Below are 19,883 nucleotides of genomic sequence, written 5' to 3' on the forward strand. Positions count from 1 at the left end.
GACGGCTGCGCCCCTACCCTGGGCGGGCATCGTGGCGCAGGTCCTCGGCGATGGCCGGCAGCTCGGCGGCGCCGCGGCCCAGGCGCTTCATCTCGTGCACGGTGAAGATCACCCGTTGGTGTGGGACGGCCTTCTTGATAGTGCGGGCGAAGTCCATTGACCGGGACGAAGAGCATTGCGGGTGCCGATAAAACATCCGCGCAGCTCAGGCTGTGTGTTGGTACTGGTGGAGGGTTCCGCCGAGGCGGTCTCGTCGGCGGACTTCGAGGTGGCTGAGCTGACCTTGTTGCGTGATGGGTGTGGGTAGTGGGCGGCATGGGGCGGCTTGTGTCAGGGCCCTGTGCGGGCGGTGTTCGTTGTAGAAGGATTCGTACTCGCGCAGTGTGTGGAGGAGGTGGCTCTGGTTCCAGATCAGGGTGCGGTCCAGGAGTTCGGTGCGGCAGGTTTGTATCCAGCGCTCCATGAGCGAGTTCATCCGTGGTACTCGAATGCCGGTGGTGACGACCTTCACTCCGGCATCGGCCATCAGGGCGTCGAAGGCGGCTGTGAACTTCGAGTCGCGGTCTCGGATCAAGAACTTCGCCTTGCTGTCTGCGTCCTCGAGGTCCATGAGGAGGTTGCGTCCGAGCTGCACGATCCACTCCGCGGTGGGGTGTGCGGTGGCGCCGAGGATCCGGACGCGACGGGTGGTGTGCTCGATGACAGCGAAGACATACAGGCGCGCCCCGGTCAGCGTGCGGACTTCGAAGAGATCGCAGGCGAGTAGAGCTTTGGCCTGGCTGCGGAGGAAGTCCGCCCAGGTGGTCCTCTGCCGTTCGGGTGCGGGTGGGATGCCGTGTTCGCGGAGGATCTCCCAGACCGTGGAGGCGGCGACCTTGATCCCCAGGGCTGCGAGTTCGCCGTGGACCCGGCGATACCCCCACGAGGCGTTCTCCCTGGCCAGGCGCAGGACCAGGGCGCGGATCGATCGGATGGTGCGTGGGCGTCCGCGCCGTCTGGGTACGCAGGTCGCGGCATGGCGCCGCCTGAGCAGTTCACGATGCCAGCGCAACACCGTGTCGGGCCGGACCAGCAGCAGAAGGTGCCGCAATCTGTCTTTGGGGAGGTGGTGGAGCAGGCTGGCGAGGATCGCACGGTCGCTGTCGGTGAAGGTCGGCTTGCTGGCCTGACGCTGCAGGACCAGCAGTTGGTGCCGGAGCACCAGGATCTCGATGTCCTTGTCTCTGTCGCTCATCGGCAGGAGGCGTAGGAACGCCAGGGCGTTGGTCGCGGCGAGGTAAGCCAGACGCAGCAGCACAACAGATCATGATGCCGACAGGACCCTGAGCGGGTGAAGGCACCTGGGGTGGACATCGAGGAGAACCGAAGATCCGTAATCAGGCTCCCGACCTGCGCGGATGATTTATCGGCACCCGCAAAGTTCACCGCCGCGTTCGACGCCTTCTTCGCCGGCAACGGCACAGCCGTCATCCCGACCCCGCCACAAAGCCCCCGGTCCAACGCGTTCGCCGAACGATGGATACGCACAGCCCGCGCCGAATGCACCGACCGACTCCTCATCACCGGCGAACGACACCTGCACACCGTCCTCACCACGTACGCCAAGCACTACAACACCGGACGAGCCCACCGCAGCCTGAACCTTCGTGCCCCCGACGACGACCCGAACATCATCCCCCTACCTGCTGGCACGGTCAGGCATCGGCAGGTCCTCGGTGGACTGCTCAACGAGTACCACACCACGCCGCTCAGACTGCCTCACCATCGACAGAGAACGCCCAGCTCAGCAGCCTGATCGGAATAATGACACCCTTCAGGCCTCATCAACGAGTACAGATATACGGCATGACGTGCAGCGATGACTTTCGAGCGGCACAGGCGAGCAGCGAACCGACGTCTCATGATGTTCCCCTGGGGGCGGTCCAACCGGCGCGGTTGAACTTCTTGGTCCCTGGGAGGGCCATGGCGGGCCGCGGCTTTCCTTCGACTTGCTGCGCGGCGCGGAGGGTCGCAGCAGAGCTCATCTTCCAGTCGTTCCCGTCCCACTCGGCGGCCAGGAGAGTGCGGGTGTAGGAGCTGTGCGTCTTCTCGATCGCCCCAGCTTTCACGGTGACGCGGGCGAGAATGTAGACGCTGACCTCGTCCTTCGACTTTTTGATGATCTTGAAGCCGATGGTGCGAACTCGTGAATATGCGCGCGGCGGCATGTCGCCCTTGGCTGGGATTCCGAACTTTTCACGCAAGGCGGCGTCCGTCTGGATCGCCCGCTGCTTGACCTTCTCCTTGTTCGTCGGCGTCTGGTCGGCTGCGGCCAGGTAGGAGTCGTAGACGCCCATCTGCTCGTCCACCATGTCCCGACTGCCCTGTACGGTCGTCGAGTTCGCGGCGGACAGCATGCTGACGGCCCCTTCGGCGGTGTGCGGGAACAGAACCTCATTGCCGTTGCTGTCGGTGCGCTTGCCGCGCGGCAGCGCCGCCCACTGCTTCGACCCGGCCCACTCGTCCGGGACGCTGGAGCCCGGCTTAGTCTGGTGTCGGGGCGCACTGGCGGCTCCGCCTTTCTCGCCTTTGCCAGCCCCCTCGGTGTCGTCGTCTCCACTAGACGCCGAACAAGCGGTCAGGGCGAGCACGGCAGCGGCAACGCCGCTGGTGCCCCATATCATCGCTCGATTCCACCCGTTCATACGCAACATCAGCCCAACACTCCATCACCATCGAAATTGCCGAAACGATCAACACGATGGCAGGTGGACCGCCGCACATCCAATGGAACGGTTCACTTCCGCCGTCCCCTGGGCTTCCACCGACGGCCCATCGCGCGGGCGGCGGAGACCCGTAGCGCTCCATAATGGCCTCACCGGGTACGACCTGAGGCAACGCACCTGACCAGCAGGTACCCGGCAGGATCAGTCCTCGTGCTGGTCCGACTTGTCTACCTCATCGGCACGCGAATCTTCGCGTGGCTGTTCCTGATGTCCCGATCTTCTGCGGGCCAAGAATACGGAGATACTGATCCTGCGACACGAGCTCGCGGTTCTGCGTCGACAGGTCACCGCGCCCAAGCCCGGCTGGCCGGACCGCACACTGCTCACCGTTGTGACCCGACTGATCCCCCAAGCCCTGCGCGAACGCCAGATCGTCCCCCCGCGCACCCTGCTGGCCTGGCACCGGCGTCTGGTGAAGCAGAAGTGGACGCGGCCGCCGTCTACCGGGCGACCGCCCCTGCCGGAGGAAATCCGCAACCTGATCATCCGGCTCGGCACCGAGAATCCCCGATGGGGATTCCGACGCGTACACGGCGAACCGCGCCGCATCGGGCACAAGGTCAGCCCCGCCACCGCCCGACGTGTGCGTGCCGCCGGTCTCGGTCCCACGCCGCGTCGCCAGCCAGCGCGCGGTGAGTGGGCGGCGTTCCTCAAAGCCCAGGCCAGCGGCCTGCTCGCCACCGATCTCTTCCACGTCGACACCATCAGCCTGCAGCGGCTCTACGCGCTATTCATCATGGAGGTGCGAACCCGCACCATCCACATCCCCGGCGCCACCGCCCATCGGCGCCACCGCATAGGTCACCCAGCAGGCCCGGCAGTTCCTGTGGCAACTCGCCGATCGCGCCGCAGATATCACTCACCTCATCCGCGGCCGAGACGCGAAATTCACGGCCGCCTTCGACGCCGTGTTCGCCAGCGCCGACATCACTGTGGCCAAGGCCCCTCCACGCAGCCCCAACTGCAACCCACACGCAGAACGCTTCATCCACTCGGCACGGGAAGAGTGCACCGACCGTGTCCTGCTCTTCGACCGTGGCCACGCCGAGAAGATCCTCCACGACTACGCACACCACTTCAACAACCACCGACCCCACCAAGGCCGTGCCCAACTCGCGCCCAGCGACAATCCGAACGTCATCCCCCTGCCTACAGCCCGGATCAAACGCCGACAAGCCGTCGCAGGCCTCATCAACGAGTACCACCGAGCCAGCTGACCATAAGGAAAATCCCAGCTCACAACCAGTGAAGCCGTTCTAAAGCGCTACGCGGCTGGTCACCCCCGGAACGCTGCTGCGCTGGCATCGCCGTCTGGTGACACGGAAGTGGACCTACGGGAGCTGGTCTGCTTGGCACACTATTAGTCCACACCGAAGCCCCCAGCCGACCGTCTCGCTACTGCGCCACAGAGCCCGATACGGCGCTCACCCCCTGGGAGTGCCCCGTCTGCCGGCAGACGCCAAGGGGCCTTGCCTCGCCTTGACCCGGCAGGCACCTTGCGGCCGCAACGCCCGAGCGTCGGCCGCCTGCGGAAACACGTCGGCCAAGGCCATCACCCGACAGCTCCCCTCCTGTCGCATGAGGAGCACGACGACGTGCTCCCACCCCGAAAGGGGGTCGAGGGCCGACAAGGGGTCCTTATGCTTCTCGATGCCGAGAGCATCCATAACGGCGGGATGACCTTGGCGGCCTGTGGTTGACAACGGCACACAGGGGCTCGGTACGGCGCCATAGGTCTACCGGAACGGGTGACGGACAAACCGGGCACCGTTGACACGTCTGCGAGTTGGGAGCACGAGGGCCCCCAGAGGGCTCCCCATTGCTCCCAGCCCGGAAACGGTTAAGGCCGCTCCCGCTACCCGCGGAAACGGCCTCCGACCTGCGAAAATGCTGGTCGGGACGACAGGATTTGAACCTGCGACCCCTTGACCCCCAGTCAAGTGCGCTACCAAGCTGCGCCACGTCCCGGTGCTCGCTCGGCTTGGGTTTTCCCCTTGCCGACCGCGCATGAAGAACAATACCGCACCTCAGGGGGTGGCTGCTGCCACCCCCGGGTGAAGATCGGGAGTCCGGCGGGACCAGCTGGGGTGTTCGCTCTGTGGGATGGGGTGGTTGCTCAGCGTCAGCGTGGGGCGCTGCGGGTTGCCGCGCCGGCGGGGAGGCGGGGCTTGACCTGAAGCCCGGTTTAAGTTGCACGCTCGGTCTATGACCTTCACCGACGTTCACACCGCGCAGGGGTACGACGATCTTCCTCGGCTGATGAGTCTGATGACCGGGGACGAGAAGCACGGGCCGGCCGCGACCTCGACGCTTGACGTGGTCTGGGTGCTCTACGACCGGGTGCTGCGGGTCTCGCCGGAGGCCGTGAATGCTCCGGACCGGGATCGGTTCCTGCTGTCCAAGGGGCACGGGCCGATGGCGTACTACGCCGTGCTCGCCGCCAAGGGATTCCTGCCCGAGTCGTTGCTGCCGGGGTTCGGGGCGTACGAGTCGCCGCTGGGGCACCATCCGGATCGGGTGCTCGTACCGGGTGCCGAGATCGGCAGTGGCTCGCTCGGGCATGGGTTGCCGTTGGCCGTGGGGAGTGCGCTCGGGCTGCGGGCGCAGGGGCGCTCCGGGTCGGCGGTGTGGGTGCTCGTCGGCGACGCCGAGCTGGACGAGGGCAGCAATCACGAGGCGATCGCCTATGCGGGGGCCGTCGGGCTGGAGCGGTTGCACACGGTCGTTGTCGACAACGCCTCCGCCACCCATGGCCGGCCCGGGGGCATCGCCGCGCGCTTCGAGGCCGCGGGGTGGTCCACGGCGACCGTGGACGGGCGTGATCACCAGGCGCTGTACGAGGCGTACACCGCACCGCACCCGGGGCGGCCGCATGCCGTGGTGGCCCGGGTCGAGGCCAAGGTCTGAATTCTTTCTCCAGAGTGAGAGGAACTGTCTTCATGGACACCATGCGTGAGCGTTTCGCCTCCGTCGTCTCCCGTCTTCTCGACGACGACCCCCGGCTGGCCGTCGTGCTGGCGGAGATCGGTAAGGACGGCTTCACGGACGCGGCCCGGGCGCATCCCGACCGGGTGATCAATGTCGGCATCCGCGAACAGCTGCTGGTCGGCGTCGGCGGCGGACTGGCCCTGACCGGGATGCGGCCGATTCTGCACACCTTCGCCAGCTTTCTGGTCGAGCGGCCCTTTGAGCAGGTCAAGCTGGACTTCGGGCATCAGGGCGTGGGCGGGGTCCTGGTGAGCGCTGCCGGTTCGTACGACTGGCCCGCGGGCGGCTACACCCATATGGCCCCCGGCGATGTGGCCCTGCTGGACACGCTCGACGGCTGGACCGTCCAGGTGCCCGGCCATCCGGACGAGGCCGAAACCCTGCTGCGGGACGCGGCCGCGGCCGGTGACGACTCGGTGTACGTACGGCTGTCGGCGCACTCCAACTCCGCCCCGCGGGACATCGCCCCCGGCCGCTTCCTGACCGTACGGGAGGGGCGTGGCGGCGTGGTGATCGCGGTCGGGCCGATGCTCGACAGCGTACTCAGGGCCGTCGAGGGGCTGGATGTGACCGTGCTGTATGCCACCACGGTGCGGCCCTTCGACGAGCGGACGCTGCGTGCGACGGCCGGGGCGGCAGCGGGAGCCGGGGCGGCAGTCGATGTCGTGCTGGTCGAGCCGTATCTCGCGGGCACCTCGACCGCCGCCGTCAACGACGCGCTCGCCGATCGTCCGCATCGGGTGCTCGGCCTGGGTATCGCCCGGCGTGAGCTGCGACGCTACGGCACGATCGACGAGCATCTGGCGGGTCAGGGGCTGGACCCGGCGTCGTTGCGCGAGCGCATCTCCGGCTTCCTGGGCTGAGGCGGTGGCTCCGCCGGGGCCGTGCGGCCCGCGGTTCAGAGGTGCTTTTCCAGCCAGGTCAGCACGTCCTGCTGGACTTCATCCCGGTTGGTCTCGTTGAGGATCTCGTGCCGGGCCCCCTGATATCCCTTCCAGCTCAGCTCCCGCGTGCCCCCGTAGCGGAAGTCCTCCAGGAGTTCGTAGACGAGCGTCATCCCCTGGTTGCACGGGTCCTCGGTGCCGACCGCCAGATGCACCGGCAGCGCGGCCGGGATACGGGCCTGGTGGCGCGGGTCGTTGATCTTACGGACGCCACGGACCCAGTCCAGGGACAGCCCGGCGCTGAACGCGAAGCCGCACCGCTCGTCCGCCGCGTACGCGGCCACCTCCGCGGGGTCTCGCGAGAGCCACTCGAAGCCCGTCCGGTCCTGAAGGGACTCGTACGGGTCGTTGAACGAGGCGAAGAGGGTCGGGGTGAAGGTGGACGGAGCGGTCCGACCGCGTTCCGCGATCTCCTGGGCGATGCCCTCCAGCGCCGCCTCGGTCTCGGTCCCCGGGAGGGAGCGGAAAGTCCCGGAGAGGATCAGGCCCGCCAGTTCCTCGCCGTACTCCTGGGCGCAGTCGCGGGCCAGCATCGAACCCATGCTGTGGCCGAGCAGGACCAGCGGCGCATGGGGGTGCGCGGCCCGGGCGCGGTCGCCGATGGCGCGCAGGTCCGAGACGATCGCCCGCCAGCTGTCGCCCTCCTCGCCCACAACGCCGAATCCGCCCGTCGACTCGGCGGTGGCTCCGTGACCGCGGTGGTCCGAGGCGACCACCGCATAGCCGTGCCCGGCCAGGAAGCGGGCGAACCGGTCGTAGCGCCGGGCGTGTTCGGCGGCGCCATGCGCGATCTGGACGATCGCGCGCGGGGCGCCGTTCTCCGGCAGCCAGGTGTAGGTCGCGACCCGCACACCGTCGGGCATGGGCAGATGGTCGGTGCGGTGGGTGATACCGCCGTCGGGCATGCCGTCTCATCTCCTGGTGCTCATCGATTGGGTGCACATCGATCTGGTGCTGGTCGGTGTGGTGTCAGCCGATCTCGTGCTGGTCGGTCTGTGTCCGTGCTGGTCAGTCTGTGGCGGTGCTGATCGGTCTCGTGCGGTCGGTCTGTGCGAGTCGGTGTGGTGGGTCTGGTGTGAGTCGGTCTGCGTGCAGGGGTGCGGACGGAAGCCCACTCTCCCTTTGCCGGGCCCGCAAGCCAAGGGCATCGACGCGCTCTTGTCCTCCGGGACGCAGGGGGTGTAACGATCAAGGGCTTGGTACCGCGTATCGACTCCTGATCCATGCAACTCCCTTGCTCCAGGAGGACCGTTGGACACGCACGACGCTTCGCTCTCCCCTGCCTCCGCCCTGTCGCGGCGGCGTTTTCTGCAGGCCGCCGCCGCGGGCACCGCCGCCGCCACCGCGACCACCCTGCCCTTCGAGACGGCCGCCGCCGCACCGGCCCGGCCGGGCTCGCTCTCCTTCACCGCCGCCACCAACGGCGCCGCGACCCTCTCGCCGTCCGGCGACCGCATGATCGCCGAGGTCCAGAACGTCCTGTGGTCGGTCGCCCGTAAGGGTGGCGAGGCCATATCGCTCACACCGGCCGATCTGGAGCCCACCCGGCCGGTCTACTCCCCCGATGGAAAGCTGCTGGCCGTCTGCGCCTACCGGGGCGGCGGATTCCATATCTGGACGCTGCGCCCCGACGGCTCTGGTTTGTGGCAGCGAACAGACGGCCCGTGGGACGACCGCGGTCCGGCCTGGTCGCCCGACGGCACCCGGATCGCCTTCGCGTCCGAGCGCGGCGGCGACCCCGTGGCGGGCAGCCCGTACCGGATCTGGGTGCTGGAGGTGGCCGGCGGTGAGCTCACGCGGCTCACGGGCGCGGACGGCCAGGACGGGCCGCTCCAGGACGGCGCCTGGGAGGACTTCGACCCCACCTGGTCCGCGGACGGCGAGCGGGTGCTGTTCGTGCGCGGTGCGCTCGCCGGGACAAAGCTGAACGCCCGTACGGTCGCCTCCGTACGGGCCGACGGCACCGGGGCGGTCACGGCCGAGCACACCGATCCCACCGCCGCCGCCCAGGTGATGACGCCGTCCGTGTCGGCGGACGGCCATCTCGCCTATCTGCGGACCACGGCCGCTCCCGCAGCCTCCTGCACGCTGGTCGTGGCCGGCGAGCCGGTGGCGATCACGGGGGATGTGCAGCCCGTGCCGCCCCGTTGGGTGTCGCGGGACGAGTTGCTGCTCACCGTCGACGGCCGGTTCCGGGTGTTCCGGGTGTCCCCGGCGGTACGGTCCGGCGCGGCCGGAGCCGGTGAGGAATCCGACCGTAAGGGCGTCGCGTACGAGGAGATCCCCTTCTCCGCCACCCTCCCGGTGAACCGGCCCCGGTATCGCGTGAAGCGGTACGACTTCGACAGCGGCGAGGTGCGGCCGGTGCGCGGGCTGCATCTGCCCGCGCTCTCTCCTGACGGCCGTAAGGTCGCCTTCGCCGCCCTCAACTCCCTCTGGGTCGCCGATGTCTCCGGCGGCCGCGCCCCGCGCCGGGTCGTACGGGCGGCCCCCACCCGGTATCTGCTGGCCCCCACCTGGACGCCCGATGGGCGCGCCCTGGTGTACGCCGACGACCGCGATGGCCTGCTGGCCGCGCGCCGCCGGGACCTCGCCTCGGGCGAGGAGACCGTGCTGGCCTCCGGCGGCAGGGTGCATCCGGCGCTCTCCCCCGACGGCAAGCGGCTCGCCTGTGTCGACATGTCGGGAAACCTGGTTCTGCGCGATCTCGACGCCGGTACGGAACGGGTGCTCGCCGCGCCGATGGGCGCCGGCGGACTGCCCGGCCGGCCGAGCTGGTCGCCCGACGGGCGCTTTGTGGCCCTGTGCGATCGCAACCGGCTGAACCAGCGGTTCCGCGAGGGCTACAACCTGATCCGGGTGATCGACACCGACACCGGTACGGCCAGTCAGCATGCCGTCGCACCGCACACCTCCCTCTCCGACCGCTATGACTCCGGACCCGTCTGGTCCCCCGATGGCCGCCATATGGCGCTCATCGTCGAGTCCGCCCTGTGGCTGCTGCCGGTGAGGCCGGACGGCACCCCCGACGACGCGCCGCGCCGGCTGACCGACGAGGCCGCCGACCATCCCTCCTGGTCCGGCGACTCCCGCCACATCCTGTATCTGTCGGCGGGCCGACTGCGGCTGCTGGACGTCGAGCGCGGCACCGCCCGCACGGTCCGCGTCCCGCTGGACCACCGGCGGCCGCGCCCCGCGGACACCGTCGTCCACGCCGGACGGTTCTGGGACGGCACCGGAGGCGAGGGCGGCGGCGCCGGTCATGACGGCCGTAAGAGCGGCACGGTCCGCGAGGACGTGGACATCGTGGTCCGCGGCGGACGCATCGCGGCCGTGGAGGCCCACCGGGCCGGGCGGCCCGCTAAGCGGCGCGTCGACGCCTCCGAACGCACCGTCATCCCGGGGCTGTGGGACGCCCACACCCACCCCTGGCAGTACACCTATGGCGGCCGTCAGACCGCCCTGCAACTCGCCTACGGCATCACGACGGCCGTTTCCCTCGGCGGCTTCGCCTATGAGCAGGCGCGCCTCAGGGAGGCCGTCGCGGCGGGCGCCCTGGCCGGGCCGCGGCTGCTGGCCACCGGCGAGCTGCTGGACGGACCGCGCGTCGCGTACAGCATGGGCCGGGCGCATCGCACCCGGGACGGTCTGCGGCGCTCTTTGGAGCGCGGTGCCGCGCTCGACTGGGACTTCGTCAAGACGTATGTACGCGCGCCGGGATGGATCATGGAGGAGGCGGCCCGGTTCGCGCATGAGCGGCTCGGTGTGCGCACCGGCAGCCATCTGTGCTCACCGGGCATACAGCTCGGACAGGACCTGACGACGCATCTGCAGGCCACCCAGCGGCTGGAGTACGGCCACGCCACGACGGCGTCCGGGCACTCCCAGCAGGACGTGACGGAGATCTACACCGCGACCTCCGACTTCCGGCTCATCGCCACGCCGTTCACGGCCTCGCCCCTGGTGGGCGCGGACCCCTCGCTGGCGGAGGACGAGCGGGTCACCCGGCTGATGCCGCCGTGGGACACCGCGCTCGTACGGCAGCTCGCCGGGACACCCCCGACGTCGGACCAACTCACCACGCTGGGCACCGAGATCGGGGTCTACCGGCGGATTCTGGCCGAGGGCGGGGTGGTGGCCCTGGGGACGGACCAGCCGCTGGTGCCGGTGGGCCTCCATCTGCATCTGGCCCTGCGCGCCCTGCACCGTTTCGGACTGTCGCCGCAGGAGGCGCTGCGCACGGCGACGATCCTCCCGGCGCGGGCCTTCGGTGCCGATCGCGACCTGGGGACCCTGGAAATCGGGAAGCTGGCGGATCTGACGGTCGTGGACGGCGATCCCTTCACGGACTTCGACACGCTGGTAAGGACGGTGTCGGTGCTGCGGGGCGGGGTGCCGTACGAGCAGCGCGAGCTGGTCGAGTCCTTCCCGGGGGCCGGTGCCGCGGCGGCACCGCACGGGCGGTCGGCGGATGAGTGGCTGGAGGTGGGGCGGCTGTTGCGGCGCGACTCCTGCTGCTCTGTGGAGGGCTGAGGGTGCTGAGCGGGGTGGGGCGGGGGCTCGGGCCCCCGCCCCACCCCGCCTGGTTCCAGCACGCGGTTTCGGGGATCGGAACCGGGGGCCGAGACGGTCACCGGTGGACGTCGAGCCTGGCCAGGGAGCCCGTTTCCAGGGCGCACCACAGCGCGCCGTCGTACGAGGCGATGCCATGCGGCTCGCAGTCGGCTCGGGGCAGGTCGTACGCCGTGATCCGGCCGTCGGCGGTGAGGCGTCCGATCCGGCCGCGGCCCCATTCGGTGAACCACAGCGCCCCGTCGGGGCCAGGGGTGATGGCGTGCGGCCGCGCCTCGCGGTCGGGCAGCGGGTACTCGGTGACGGTGCCGTCCACCGTGATGCGGCCGATCTGCCCCGCGCCGATCTCGGTGAACCACAGGGCGCCGTCCGGCCCTTGAGCGATGCCCACCGGCGCGGCGGCCTCGGTCGGCAGGGGGTGGGCGGTCGTCACGCCGTCCATGGTGATCCGGCCGATGGCGTTGCCCTGGTTGAGGGTGCACCACATCGCGCCGTCGGGACCGGCCGTCAGGGCGGCCGGGAAGGCCCCGGGCGCGGGGTACTCGGTGATGTCGCCGTCCATGGTGATCCGGCCGATGTGGTCGGCGCGCGACAGCGTGAACCATATGGCCCCGTCCGGGCCCGCGGCGATCCCGTACGGGCCGCCGTCGGCGGTCGGCGGTTCGTAGGAGGAGATCGCGCCGTCCAGGGTGATCCGGCCGATGCGGTGGGTGCCGTACTCGGTGAACCACAGGGCGCCGTCGGGACCTTGGGCGATCACCGTCGGCTTGGCTCCCACGGGGTGGACGGTGATCCTGCCGTCCGCGTCCCTGCGGCCGATCGCGCCCTGGTGGACCAGGGTGAACCACAGGGCGCCGTCGGGGCCGCCGGTGAGCGCGTAGGGGCCCGCGTCCGGCTCGCTGACGGTGAAGACGCGGACCGGGTCGGCGAGCCACCGGCCGATCCGGTCCAGCAGCACCTCCCCCGGCTCGGACAGGTGGAAGGCGTGCGGCATGTCCGCGTACTCCTCCAGGCGCACGCTCACCCCGGAGGCGTCGGCCGCCTCGGCGAAGCGGCGGGCGTCGTCCAGGAGCACCTCGTCCGCGCCGACGGCGATCAGCAGCGGCGGCAGCCCGCGCGGATCCCCGTACAGCGGCGACTGCGGAGCCTGGTCGCCGGGCGCGCCGGCCAGGTACTGGGCGCGTATGGAGTCGAGCACGGCCCGGCTCATGATGTCCTTACCGTCATTGGCGGCGAGCGACACACCGGTAAGGGCGAAGTCGGTGACGGGTGAGATCACGACCGCGGCACCGGGCCGCGGACCGCCGGTCCGCTCGATCTCCAGCAGGGCGGACAGCACCAGCGTGGCCCCGGCGGACTCACCGGCGAATACGACCTCGGCGGCGGGGACGCCCTCGTCCAGCACGCTTCGCCAGGCGGCCAGAACGTCCTCGAGCGCCGCGGGATAGGGGTGTTCGGGCGCCAATCGGTAGTCCACCCGCAGGGCGGGACGTCCGGTGGCCTTCGACAGCCTATAGGCCATCGCCCGCTCGGCCTCGGGCATGGTGTGGGCGAACCCGCCGCCGTGCACATAGATCACCGCGCCGCCCCGGACGCCGGGCGCGCGGACCCAGTCGCCACGCACCTCGGCGTCGTCCGGGAGCGGGGCGGCGATCAGCGCGTCGGCGCGGTCGCGGACCGCTCGGGCCGCCTCGGGCGCCGCAGGTACGGCGATGACGTTCAGCAAGGGTCCTCCGTCGTGGGGCGGTCCGGACTCGCGGGGGTCGAGATCAACTCCCGTAGGAAAATTACTCTGCGCGACCAGCGCGAGGAGGCCCTGGCCGTCGCCCCCAGCCGTATCCGCTCGGACGTGAGTCCGCCGTCAGCACGCCGCCGCCAACGCGGCCGTGAGGGCGGCGGGCGCCTCCGCCAGCGAGGGGCCGTACCAGGTGAGGTGACGACCGCTGACCAGGGCCGCCGGGATGCCGGGGAACGCCTCGGGGCCGTCGTCGGCCGTGAAGCGGTACGGCTCGTCGGGCAGCACCACCAGATCCGCGTTGCGCGCCGTCAACTCCTCGATCGGGATGCGGGGATAGCGCTCGGGATGCGCGCTGTAGAGGTGCCGTACGCCCAGCCGGGCCAGGACGTCACCGGCGAAGGTGTCCCGGCCCAGCACCATCCACGGACGCCGCCACACCGGTACGACGGCCTGCCGCGCCGGACCACTGGCCCGTACGTCCGCCCAGGCGGCCTCGGCCGCGTCAAGCCAGCCGGGCCGGGCCAGTCCGCAGCCGCGCACCAGGACCCGCTCCAGCTCGGTGAACGCCTGGTCCAGGGTGCGTACTTCGGTCACCAGGACCTCGAGACCGGCGGCGCGCAGCGCGGCGAGGTCGGAGGGGCGGTTTTCCTCCTCGTTCGCGATCACGAGATCCGGTGCGAGGGCGGCGATCCGGGCGGTGTCGGGGTTCTTGGTGCCGCCGATGCGCTCCGCCGCGAGGCCGGGCGGATGGGTGCACCAATCGGTCATCCCGGCCAGCAGCTCCGGCGCCGTGGCGGCGACGGCCTCGGTGAGCGAGGGGACGAGGGACACCACGCTTCGTACGGGGGTGCGAGAACTCATCGCTCCACCGTACGGCGCGACCGGTCTCGCGGTTTCGCCATGCCGGACACGAGCCGTAAGGCCCCCGCATGAGCCGTAAGGCCCAGATGCCACTCGTAGGGCCTCCATCTACGCCGCCTCCGCCAGTCGCTCCCACGGCCAGGCGACCCGGCCGCCGCGGTCGCTCTCCGACAGCAGCCCGACCATCGTGAACAGCTTGTCGCTGAAGCCGCCGATCTCGTACCGGTTCGGCCGGCCGGTGTCGATGGACGTGGCCGCGTAGCCGGTGGTGTTGACGCCGAACACCGGCACCCGCGCCGGAACGGCCTCCGAGACCGGCACGGACCGGCCGCCGCGCGCATCGGCGAACGCCTGCATATCCGAGACGATCACCACCCGGTCGTGGCCGCGGTAGGCCGCCCGCAGCGCCGCCCCCGTCTCCGTGCCATGGCCGACCTCCCCGATCCGCGCGCAGAATCCCTCGATGTCGCGGAGCACCGAACCTCCCGGGGTCAGCCGGTGGCCGAAGTGCCCGGAGGCGAAGCCGACCAGGTCCACCTGGCAGCCGCGGTGCGCGAGCGCGGCCCCGAAGAGCGCGCCGATGTCCGCATGGCGCACCTGGGAGCGGCCCGAGACCGGCGCCCGCATGGAGCCGGAGGTGTCCACGAGCACGAGGGTGCGGCCCGGCAGCGCCGGGACGGCCGCCGTGGCCGCGGTCAGCGCCCGGTCCAGGGCGTGGCCCCAGCGCAGCGACGGCGCGGCCCGGTACGCGGACAGGAAGCGGTACGGGAACTGACGGGAGCGGGCCACCTCCGCCGGGTCGGCCAGCCGTGCCGCGATCCGCTCGGCGACCGCGTCCGGCAGCCCGGCCTCGTCGAGGTTGCGCAGATTGCGCAGCAGCGCCATGTAGCCCATCGAGGGCAGCACGGCCTGCCAGGCCACCGCGTCCATCGGCCCCTGCAGCCAGCCCGCGAGCGCCTCCCAGGTCATCCCGGCGGTGCGGAGCGCTTCGGCGGCGTCCGGCCGCTCCAGTACGGCGCGCCGCTCCCACTGCGGCAGGCCGGTCAGCCGGGCGCGGGCGCGCAGGGTGCGCAGCGAGACCGGGGGCGCGGCGTCCCGGTGGTGGCGGCGGTCGATGGCGTGCCGGAACAGCTCGCTCTGCCACGGCTTTTCGGGGTCCGGGGCGGCGTGCACCAGCTCCAGGACGTCGGCGAAGCGGAAGCCGTGGCTTTCGGTGTCGTGCTTGAGCAGCGATCGCTCGGTGTAGAGGCGGCGGGCGGCGTCGGCGAGGCCGCGCTTGACCGGCTTGGGCAGGGCACGGCCGTGGTGGGCGGTCCAGTGGGCGAGGAACTCACCGGGCTCGTCGGCGCGCAGACACGCGGCGTCGACGATGCGGCGGTTGCCGCCGTGCAGCCCGGCCGCGAGACGTGCCGCGACGGCCTCGGCGGCGGCGACCAGCGAGGCGGTGCGCATCTGGGCCTCGCCGCGCAGCCAGGTGACCAAGCGCGCGGTCCAGTCGGCGTCCTCGACGGCGACGGTGCGGACGAGGGTGCGGAAGCGGTTGTCGCGGGCGCCGGAGGACTCGTAGAAGGTCTGCTCGCCGACCATGTTCACCACGGCCAGGAGCACCAGTTCGGACCTGCTGTCGCGGGTGGCGGCGGCGCCGCCCTCATAGGTGGTCGTCGGGGCCGCGGTGGTCGTCGTGGCCGTGGCGCGCCGGATGGCCCGGTTGAACTTCGTCATGCGGTCATGCCTCTCCCCCGAGTGGGCACAGGAGGGAGGCGGCGCACCGGTGCGTCGGCAGCGCCTGAGGTCGAAAAGTGGGCTGCGGGCTGCTCTGGGAAAGGAAGTAACCGCGGCCCGCGCACCAGGCGCTCCGATGCCGTGCGCGCGCCTCCCGAGATCAAAGTCGACGACGGTACGTTTCCCACCCCGCGCCGGCGGGGTGTTTCGGGAATCGAACCCAAATCGACCGAAGTAACCGTCGTCTTCGCACCGGGAGGTGCGTTCACGGATACGACAGTAGGGGCCGCTTCTTTCGCCGTCATCCGGTTTTCTCCGCCCCAAGGACCGCGGACCACGGCACCGCGGCCCGGAGCGGGTGCTCCGGGCCGCGGTGTGTGCGTGGTGTCCGCCGTGGGTCAGCGGACCACCTGGTGACAGGTCAGGAAGCCACCGGCGCCATCTTGTCGACGATGCCGGGGTGGGCGTCCATCCACTTCTGGACGCCCTTCTCCTCGTTGCCCTTACCGGCGTCCTGGATCGCCGCCTCCAGGCTCGCGAGTTCCTTCTCGGTCATGTGCCACTTCTTCAGCCACCCGTTGAACTCGGGGAACTTCTTCGGGAAGGACTTGTTGGCGAGCGTGTGGAGCTGGTTGCTGGCCCCGAACGCCTGCTTCGGATCGGCGAGCTTGGTCAGCTTGTACTTGCTGTAGGCCCAGTGCGGGGTCCACAAGACGACCGCGACCGGCTCCTTCTTGGCGTACGAGCGCTCCAGCTCGGCCAGCATCGCCGGCGAGGAGCCGTCACTGACCTTGTACTCCTTGTCCAGGCCGTACTGCTTGAGCACCTGGCCCTTCAGGAGCTTCATCTCGCCGGTCCCGGGCTCGATACCGACGATCTTGCCGCCGAAGGTGCCGGACTTCCCCTTGAGGTCGGCGAGCGACTTCACGTCCTTGACGTAGGACGGCACCGCGATCTCCAGGGAGGTCTTGTCGTACCACGACCCGACGTCGACCAGGTTCTTCTTGTATCTGTCCCAATACTGCTTCTGGGCGACCGGCAGCCAGCCGTCGAACTCGACATCGACCTGTCCGGTGCTCATACCGGTGAACATCGAGCCGACGTCGTACTGCTTGATCTCCGGCTTGTAGCCACGCCGCTCGAGGACGTTCTTCCACAGGTAGGTGGTGGCGATGTCCTCGTCCCACGGGAAGTAGCCGATCATCGGCGCGGCTCCGGCGTCCTTGCCCTTCTGCTCACCGCCGGGCACCGGGGCCAGCTTGTTGACCAGGCCCGGGTTCTTCTTGAGCCAGGCGCGCACGCCCTCCTGCTCCTTGCCCTTACCGGCGTCCTGGATCGCCGCCTCCAGGCTGGTGAGCTGCTTCTCGTCCAGCTTGAAGTCCTTGATCCACTTGGCGACCTGCGGGTTGTCCTTGGAGAAGCCCTTGCGCGCGAGGGAGTCGATGCGGTCGCCCTTGCCGAAGGCGCCCTTGGGGTCCTTCAGCTTGACGAGGTCGTACTTGTCGTACGCCCAGTGCGGGGACCACAGGGTGACCGCGATCGGCTCCTTCTTGGCGTAGGAGCGGTCCAGCTGGGAGAGCATGGCCGCGGTGGAGCCCTTGACCAGGGAGAAGTTCTTGTTCAGGCCGTAGCCCGGCATGACCTTGTCCTGCATCAGCTTCATCTCACCGGCACCGGGCTCGATGCCGACGATCTTCTTCTTGAAGGTGCTGGACTTCTTCTCGAGGTCCTCCAGGGTCTTGACGCCCTTGACGTACGAGGGCACCGCGACCTCCAGGGAGGTGGGGCCGTACCAGGAGCCGAGGTTCTCCAGCTTGTTCTTGTACTTCGCCCAGTACGAGGCGTGCGTGGTGGGCAGCCAGGAGTCCGTCTCGAAGTCGACGTTGCCCGCGGCCATACCGGTGTACAGCGCGCCGACGTCGTACGACTGGACCTTGGGCTTGAAGCCGCGCTGCTCCAGGAGCTCCTTCCACAGGAAGGTGGAGGCGACGCCCTCGTCCCAGTTGATGTAGCCGATGTTGACCGACTGGCCCTTGCCGACGTTGGCGGAGACCTCGGGTCCCTTTTCGTCGCTGCCGAACATGCTCATGCCGCCGGCGACCAGCGCCAGGACGACGACGCCGACCATGGCGACGGAGGTCGCCGGGCGCCAGTGCAGCACCTTGAGGCCGCTGAGCGCCTTGGCCTTCTCCTTGGCCAGCGCACGGCGGGCCAGCGGGGAGACGCGCTGGTTGAGCGCGCTGGTCATCCGGTCCAGGTACATGGCCAGGATGACCACCGCGATACCGCCCTCGAAGCCCATGGCGACGTCGACGGAGCTGATCGCCTGGAAGACGGTGGAGCCCAGGCCCTCGGCGCCGACCATGCCGGCGATGACGACCATGGACAGCGCCAGCATGATCACCTGGTTGACGCCCGCCATGATGGTGGGCAGGGCCAGCGGGAGCTGGACGCGCAGGAGGGTACGGCGCGGATGGGTGCCGAAGGCGTCAGCCGCCTCGACCAGCTCCGCATCCACCTGCCGGATGCCCAGTTCCGTCATGCGGACGCCCGGGGGCATCGAGAAGATGACGGTGGCGACGACGCCGGGGACCACCCCGAGGCCGAAGAAGAAGATGCCGGGGATCAGGTAGACGAAGGCGGGCATCGTCTGCATGAAGTCCAGCACCGGACGGATCACGGCGCTCACCGCGCGGTTGCGCGAGGCCCAGATGCCCAGCGGCACCGCGAACACGATGGTGATCACACCGGCGACCAGCACCAGTGCGAGGGTGTTCATCGCCTCGCCCCACAACTCGATCGAGTCGATGAGGGCGAATCCCAGGAAGGCGAGCACGGCGGGCAGCAGTCCGCGCAGCCACCAGGCGAGCAGCGCCAGGATGCCCGCGAGCAGCAGCGGCTCGGGGCCGCTGAGCACGGTGTTCAGCCCGTCGTACATGCCCTGCACGACGCTGGAGATGAAGTCGAAGAGCCAGCTCAGATTGTCTCGGAGCCAGTTGACGCCGGAGTTGATCCAGTCGCCGACCTGAAGCCTAGGCACCGGTGATCACCTTCTTGGCGGCCTCGGGCGCGTCCGGGGTGTCACCGGCCGGCGGCTGTGCGCCGTCGGGTCCGGCGTCCGGCTCGCCGAGGACGGCGAGCAGCCGGGCACGGGTGACGACGCCGACGAGCGCACCGTCGTCGTCGGTGACGGCGACCGCGACCCCGCTGCGCGAACAGGGCCGGAACAGCTCGATGATCGGCGTGGACTCGGGGACGGTGGCGGGGGCGGCCGCCAGCACGTCCTGCTCGGTACGGAGCGTGGTCCCGTCGTCGGTCTTGCTGCCCAGCGCCTCACTCGGTTCGGCCATGATCGCGCCGGCGGTGAGCACCCGGCTGCGGTCGACGTCCTGGGTGAAGGAGGCGACGTAGTCGTTGGCCGGGGTGACCAGGATGTCCTCGGCGGTGCCGATCTGGACGATCTGGCCGTCGCGCATCACGGCGATGCGGTCGCCGAGCCGCATGGCCTCGTTCAGGTCGTGGGTGATGAAGACGATGGTCTTCTTGAGCCGCGTCTGCAGCTGGAGCAGCTGGTCCTGCATATCGCGCCGGATCAGCGGGTCGAGCGCGCTGAAGGACTCGTCCATCAACAGCATGTCGGCGTCGGTGGCCAGGGCGCGGGCGAGCCCGACGCGCTGCTGCATACCACCGGAAAGCTCATCGGGCCAGGACTTCTCCCAGCCGGCCAGGCCCACCATCTCCAGCGCCTCGGTGGCCCGCCGGACGCGCTCCTCGCGCGGCACACCCTGCACCTCGAGGCCGTAGGCGGCGTTCTCCAGCACGCTGCGGTGCGGGAAGAGGGCGAAGTGCTGGAAGACCATGCTGATCTTGCGGGACCGTACCTCGCGCAGGTCCTTGGGGCTGAGCACGGTCAGGTCGTCGTCGTCGAAGAGCACGCGTCCCGCGGTCGGCTCCAGCAGCCCGTTCAGCATGCGCAGCAGCGTGGACTTACCGGATCCGGACAGACCCATGACGACGAAGATCTGACCCTCCTCGACGGTGAAGGAGGCATCGATGACCGCTGCTGTCGTCCCGCTCGCGCGAAGCTCTTCACGGTCCGCGCCGCTCTCGAGCCGCGCCACCGCCTCATCGGGTCGTCTGCCGAACACCTTGTACAGGCGTTCGGCTCGCAATGTGGCCACATGCACCTCTCAGATCGCACCAAAAAACGACCCGCCACCCCCGCCGGCGGGTCGTGGAGCGGCGCGGCATCGGACCGCGGACCGCCGCAATAGTTGAAGTACTGAACGGGTT

15 protein-coding genes, 1 tRNA gene and 1 pseudogene are annotated in these 19,883 nt (G+C 69.8%); 5 read left to right on the forward strand and 12 right to left on the reverse strand.

Annotated features, from left to right (window positions below):
• Positions 1 to 13: 13 nt before the first annotated feature.
• Both AS97_RS11640 and AS97_RS11645 read right to left on the reverse strand, forming a co-directional pair.
• The gene (locus AS97_RS11640; RefSeq protein ID WP_201724706.1) at positions 14 to 157 is read right to left on the reverse strand and encodes a hypothetical protein; all 144 of its coding nucleotides are present in this window, start codon (positions 155 to 157) and stop codon (positions 14 to 16) included.
• A 48-nt stretch (positions 158 to 205) separates the two neighbouring features.
• Positions 206 to 1,297 (reverse strand): integrase core domain-containing protein, encoded by a 1,092-nt coding sequence (locus AS97_RS11645; protein ID WP_210564853.1) that lies wholly within the window; start codon positions 1,295 to 1,297, stop codon positions 206 to 208.
• 48 nt (positions 1,298 to 1,345) lie between these two features.
• On the opposite strand from AS97_RS11645, the gene AS97_RS11650 reads away from it, so the two are divergent.
• Positions 1,346 to 1,795: an integrase core domain-containing protein gene (locus tag AS97_RS11650; protein ID WP_247204336.1), complete on the forward strand. Its 450-nt coding sequence runs from the start codon at positions 1,346 to 1,348 to the stop codon at positions 1,793 to 1,795.
• 103 nt (positions 1,796 to 1,898) lie between these two features.
• Here the strand turns inward: AS97_RS11650 and AS97_RS11655 are convergent, their stop codons facing one another.
• Positions 1,899 to 2,693: a hypothetical protein gene (locus tag AS97_RS11655; RefSeq protein WP_125755294.1), complete on the reverse strand. Its 795-nt coding sequence runs from the start codon at positions 2,691 to 2,693 to the stop codon at positions 1,899 to 1,901.
• A gap of 244 nt (positions 2,694 to 2,937) precedes the next feature.
• On the reverse strand, positions 2,938 to 3,459 hold the full coding sequence (locus tag AS97_RS47275) for a hypothetical protein (protein WP_247204337.1): 522 nt from the start codon (positions 3,457 to 3,459) through the stop codon (positions 2,938 to 2,940).
• 214 nt (positions 3,460 to 3,673) lie between these two features.
• On the opposite strand from AS97_RS47275, the gene AS97_RS47280 reads away from it, so the two are divergent.
• Positions 3,674 to 3,982 (forward strand): transposase, encoded by a 309-nt coding sequence (locus AS97_RS47280; protein WP_247204338.1) that lies wholly within the window; start codon positions 3,674 to 3,676, stop codon positions 3,980 to 3,982.
• 674 nt (positions 3,983 to 4,656) lie between these two features.
• Here AS97_RS47280 and AS97_RS11665 read toward each other — a convergent pair.
• Positions 4,657 to 4,733 (reverse strand) — tRNA-Pro (locus AS97_RS11665).
• Between the two features lie 237 nt (positions 4,734 to 4,970).
• Here AS97_RS11665 and AS97_RS11670 point away from each other — a divergent pair.
• Positions 4,971 to 5,672 carry a transketolase gene (locus AS97_RS11670; RefSeq protein ID WP_210564854.1) on the forward strand — a complete coding sequence of 234 codons (702 nt, stop codon included), beginning with the start codon at positions 4,971 to 4,973 and terminating at the stop codon, positions 5,670 to 5,672.
• 32 nt (positions 5,673 to 5,704) lie between these two features.
• On the forward strand, positions 5,705 to 6,616 hold the full coding sequence (locus AS97_RS11675; protein WP_125755292.1) for a transketolase: 912 nt from the start codon (positions 5,705 to 5,707) through the stop codon (positions 6,614 to 6,616).
• A gap of 35 nt (positions 6,617 to 6,651) precedes the next feature.
• Here AS97_RS11675 and AS97_RS11680 read toward each other — a convergent pair whose 3' ends face one another.
• Positions 6,652 to 7,602, reverse strand: coding sequence for an alpha/beta hydrolase (locus AS97_RS11680; RefSeq protein ID WP_125755290.1), 951 nt, complete (start codon positions 7,600 to 7,602; stop codon positions 6,652 to 6,654).
• Positions 7,603 to 7,948: 346 nt separating this feature from the next.
• Here AS97_RS11680 and AS97_RS11685 point away from each other — a divergent pair, with 346 nt between their 5' ends.
• Complete coding sequence (locus AS97_RS11685) at positions 7,949 to 11,230, forward strand: amidohydrolase family protein (protein WP_210564855.1); 3,282 nt, start codon at positions 7,949 to 7,951, stop codon at positions 11,228 to 11,230.
• Between the two features lie 97 nt (positions 11,231 to 11,327).
• Here the strand turns inward: AS97_RS11685 and AS97_RS47285 are convergent, their stop codons facing one another.
• The 6 genes and pseudogenes from AS97_RS47285 to AS97_RS11710 all read right to left on the reverse strand — a co-directional run bounded on the left by AS97_RS47285 (position 11,328) and on the right by AS97_RS11710 (position 19,771).
• The gene (locus AS97_RS47285; RefSeq protein ID WP_247204798.1) at positions 11,328 to 12,224 is read right to left on the reverse strand and encodes a virginiamycin B lyase; all 897 of its coding nucleotides are present in this window, start codon (positions 12,222 to 12,224) and stop codon (positions 11,328 to 11,330) included.
• A 33-nt stretch (positions 12,225 to 12,257) separates the two neighbouring features.
• A pseudogene (locus tag AS97_RS47290) lies at positions 12,258 to 12,893 on the reverse strand (alpha/beta hydrolase); the annotation flags it as partial.
• A gap of 237 nt (positions 12,894 to 13,130) precedes the next feature.
• Positions 13,131 to 13,868 carry a helical backbone metal receptor gene (locus tag AS97_RS11695; RefSeq protein ID WP_059149080.1) on the reverse strand — a complete coding sequence of 246 codons (738 nt, stop codon included), beginning with the start codon at positions 13,866 to 13,868 and terminating at the stop codon, positions 13,131 to 13,133.
• A gap of 108 nt (positions 13,869 to 13,976) precedes the next feature.
• On the reverse strand, positions 13,977 to 15,590 hold the full coding sequence (locus tag AS97_RS11700) for a TROVE domain-containing protein (RefSeq protein WP_210564857.1): 1,614 nt from the start codon (positions 15,588 to 15,590) through the stop codon (positions 13,977 to 13,979).
• Positions 15,591 to 16,011: 421 nt separating this feature from the next.
• Positions 16,012 to 18,630, reverse strand: a complete 2,619-nt coding sequence (locus tag AS97_RS11705; RefSeq protein ID WP_210564858.1) for an ABC transporter permease/substrate binding protein — start codon at positions 18,628 to 18,630, stop codon at positions 16,012 to 16,014.
• Positions 18,623 to 19,771, reverse strand: a complete 1,149-nt coding sequence (locus tag AS97_RS11710) for a glycine betaine/L-proline ABC transporter ATP-binding protein (protein WP_059149077.1) — start codon at positions 19,769 to 19,771, stop codon at positions 18,623 to 18,625. The genes AS97_RS11705 and AS97_RS11710 overlap by 8 nt, the downstream gene beginning before the upstream one ends.
• Positions 19,772 to 19,883 lie beyond the last annotated feature (112 nt).

It is taken from the genome of Streptomyces sp. AgN23, from assembly GCF_001598115.1.
Lineage (GTDB): Bacteria > Actinomycetota > Actinomycetes > Streptomycetales > Streptomycetaceae > Streptomyces > Streptomyces antimycoticus.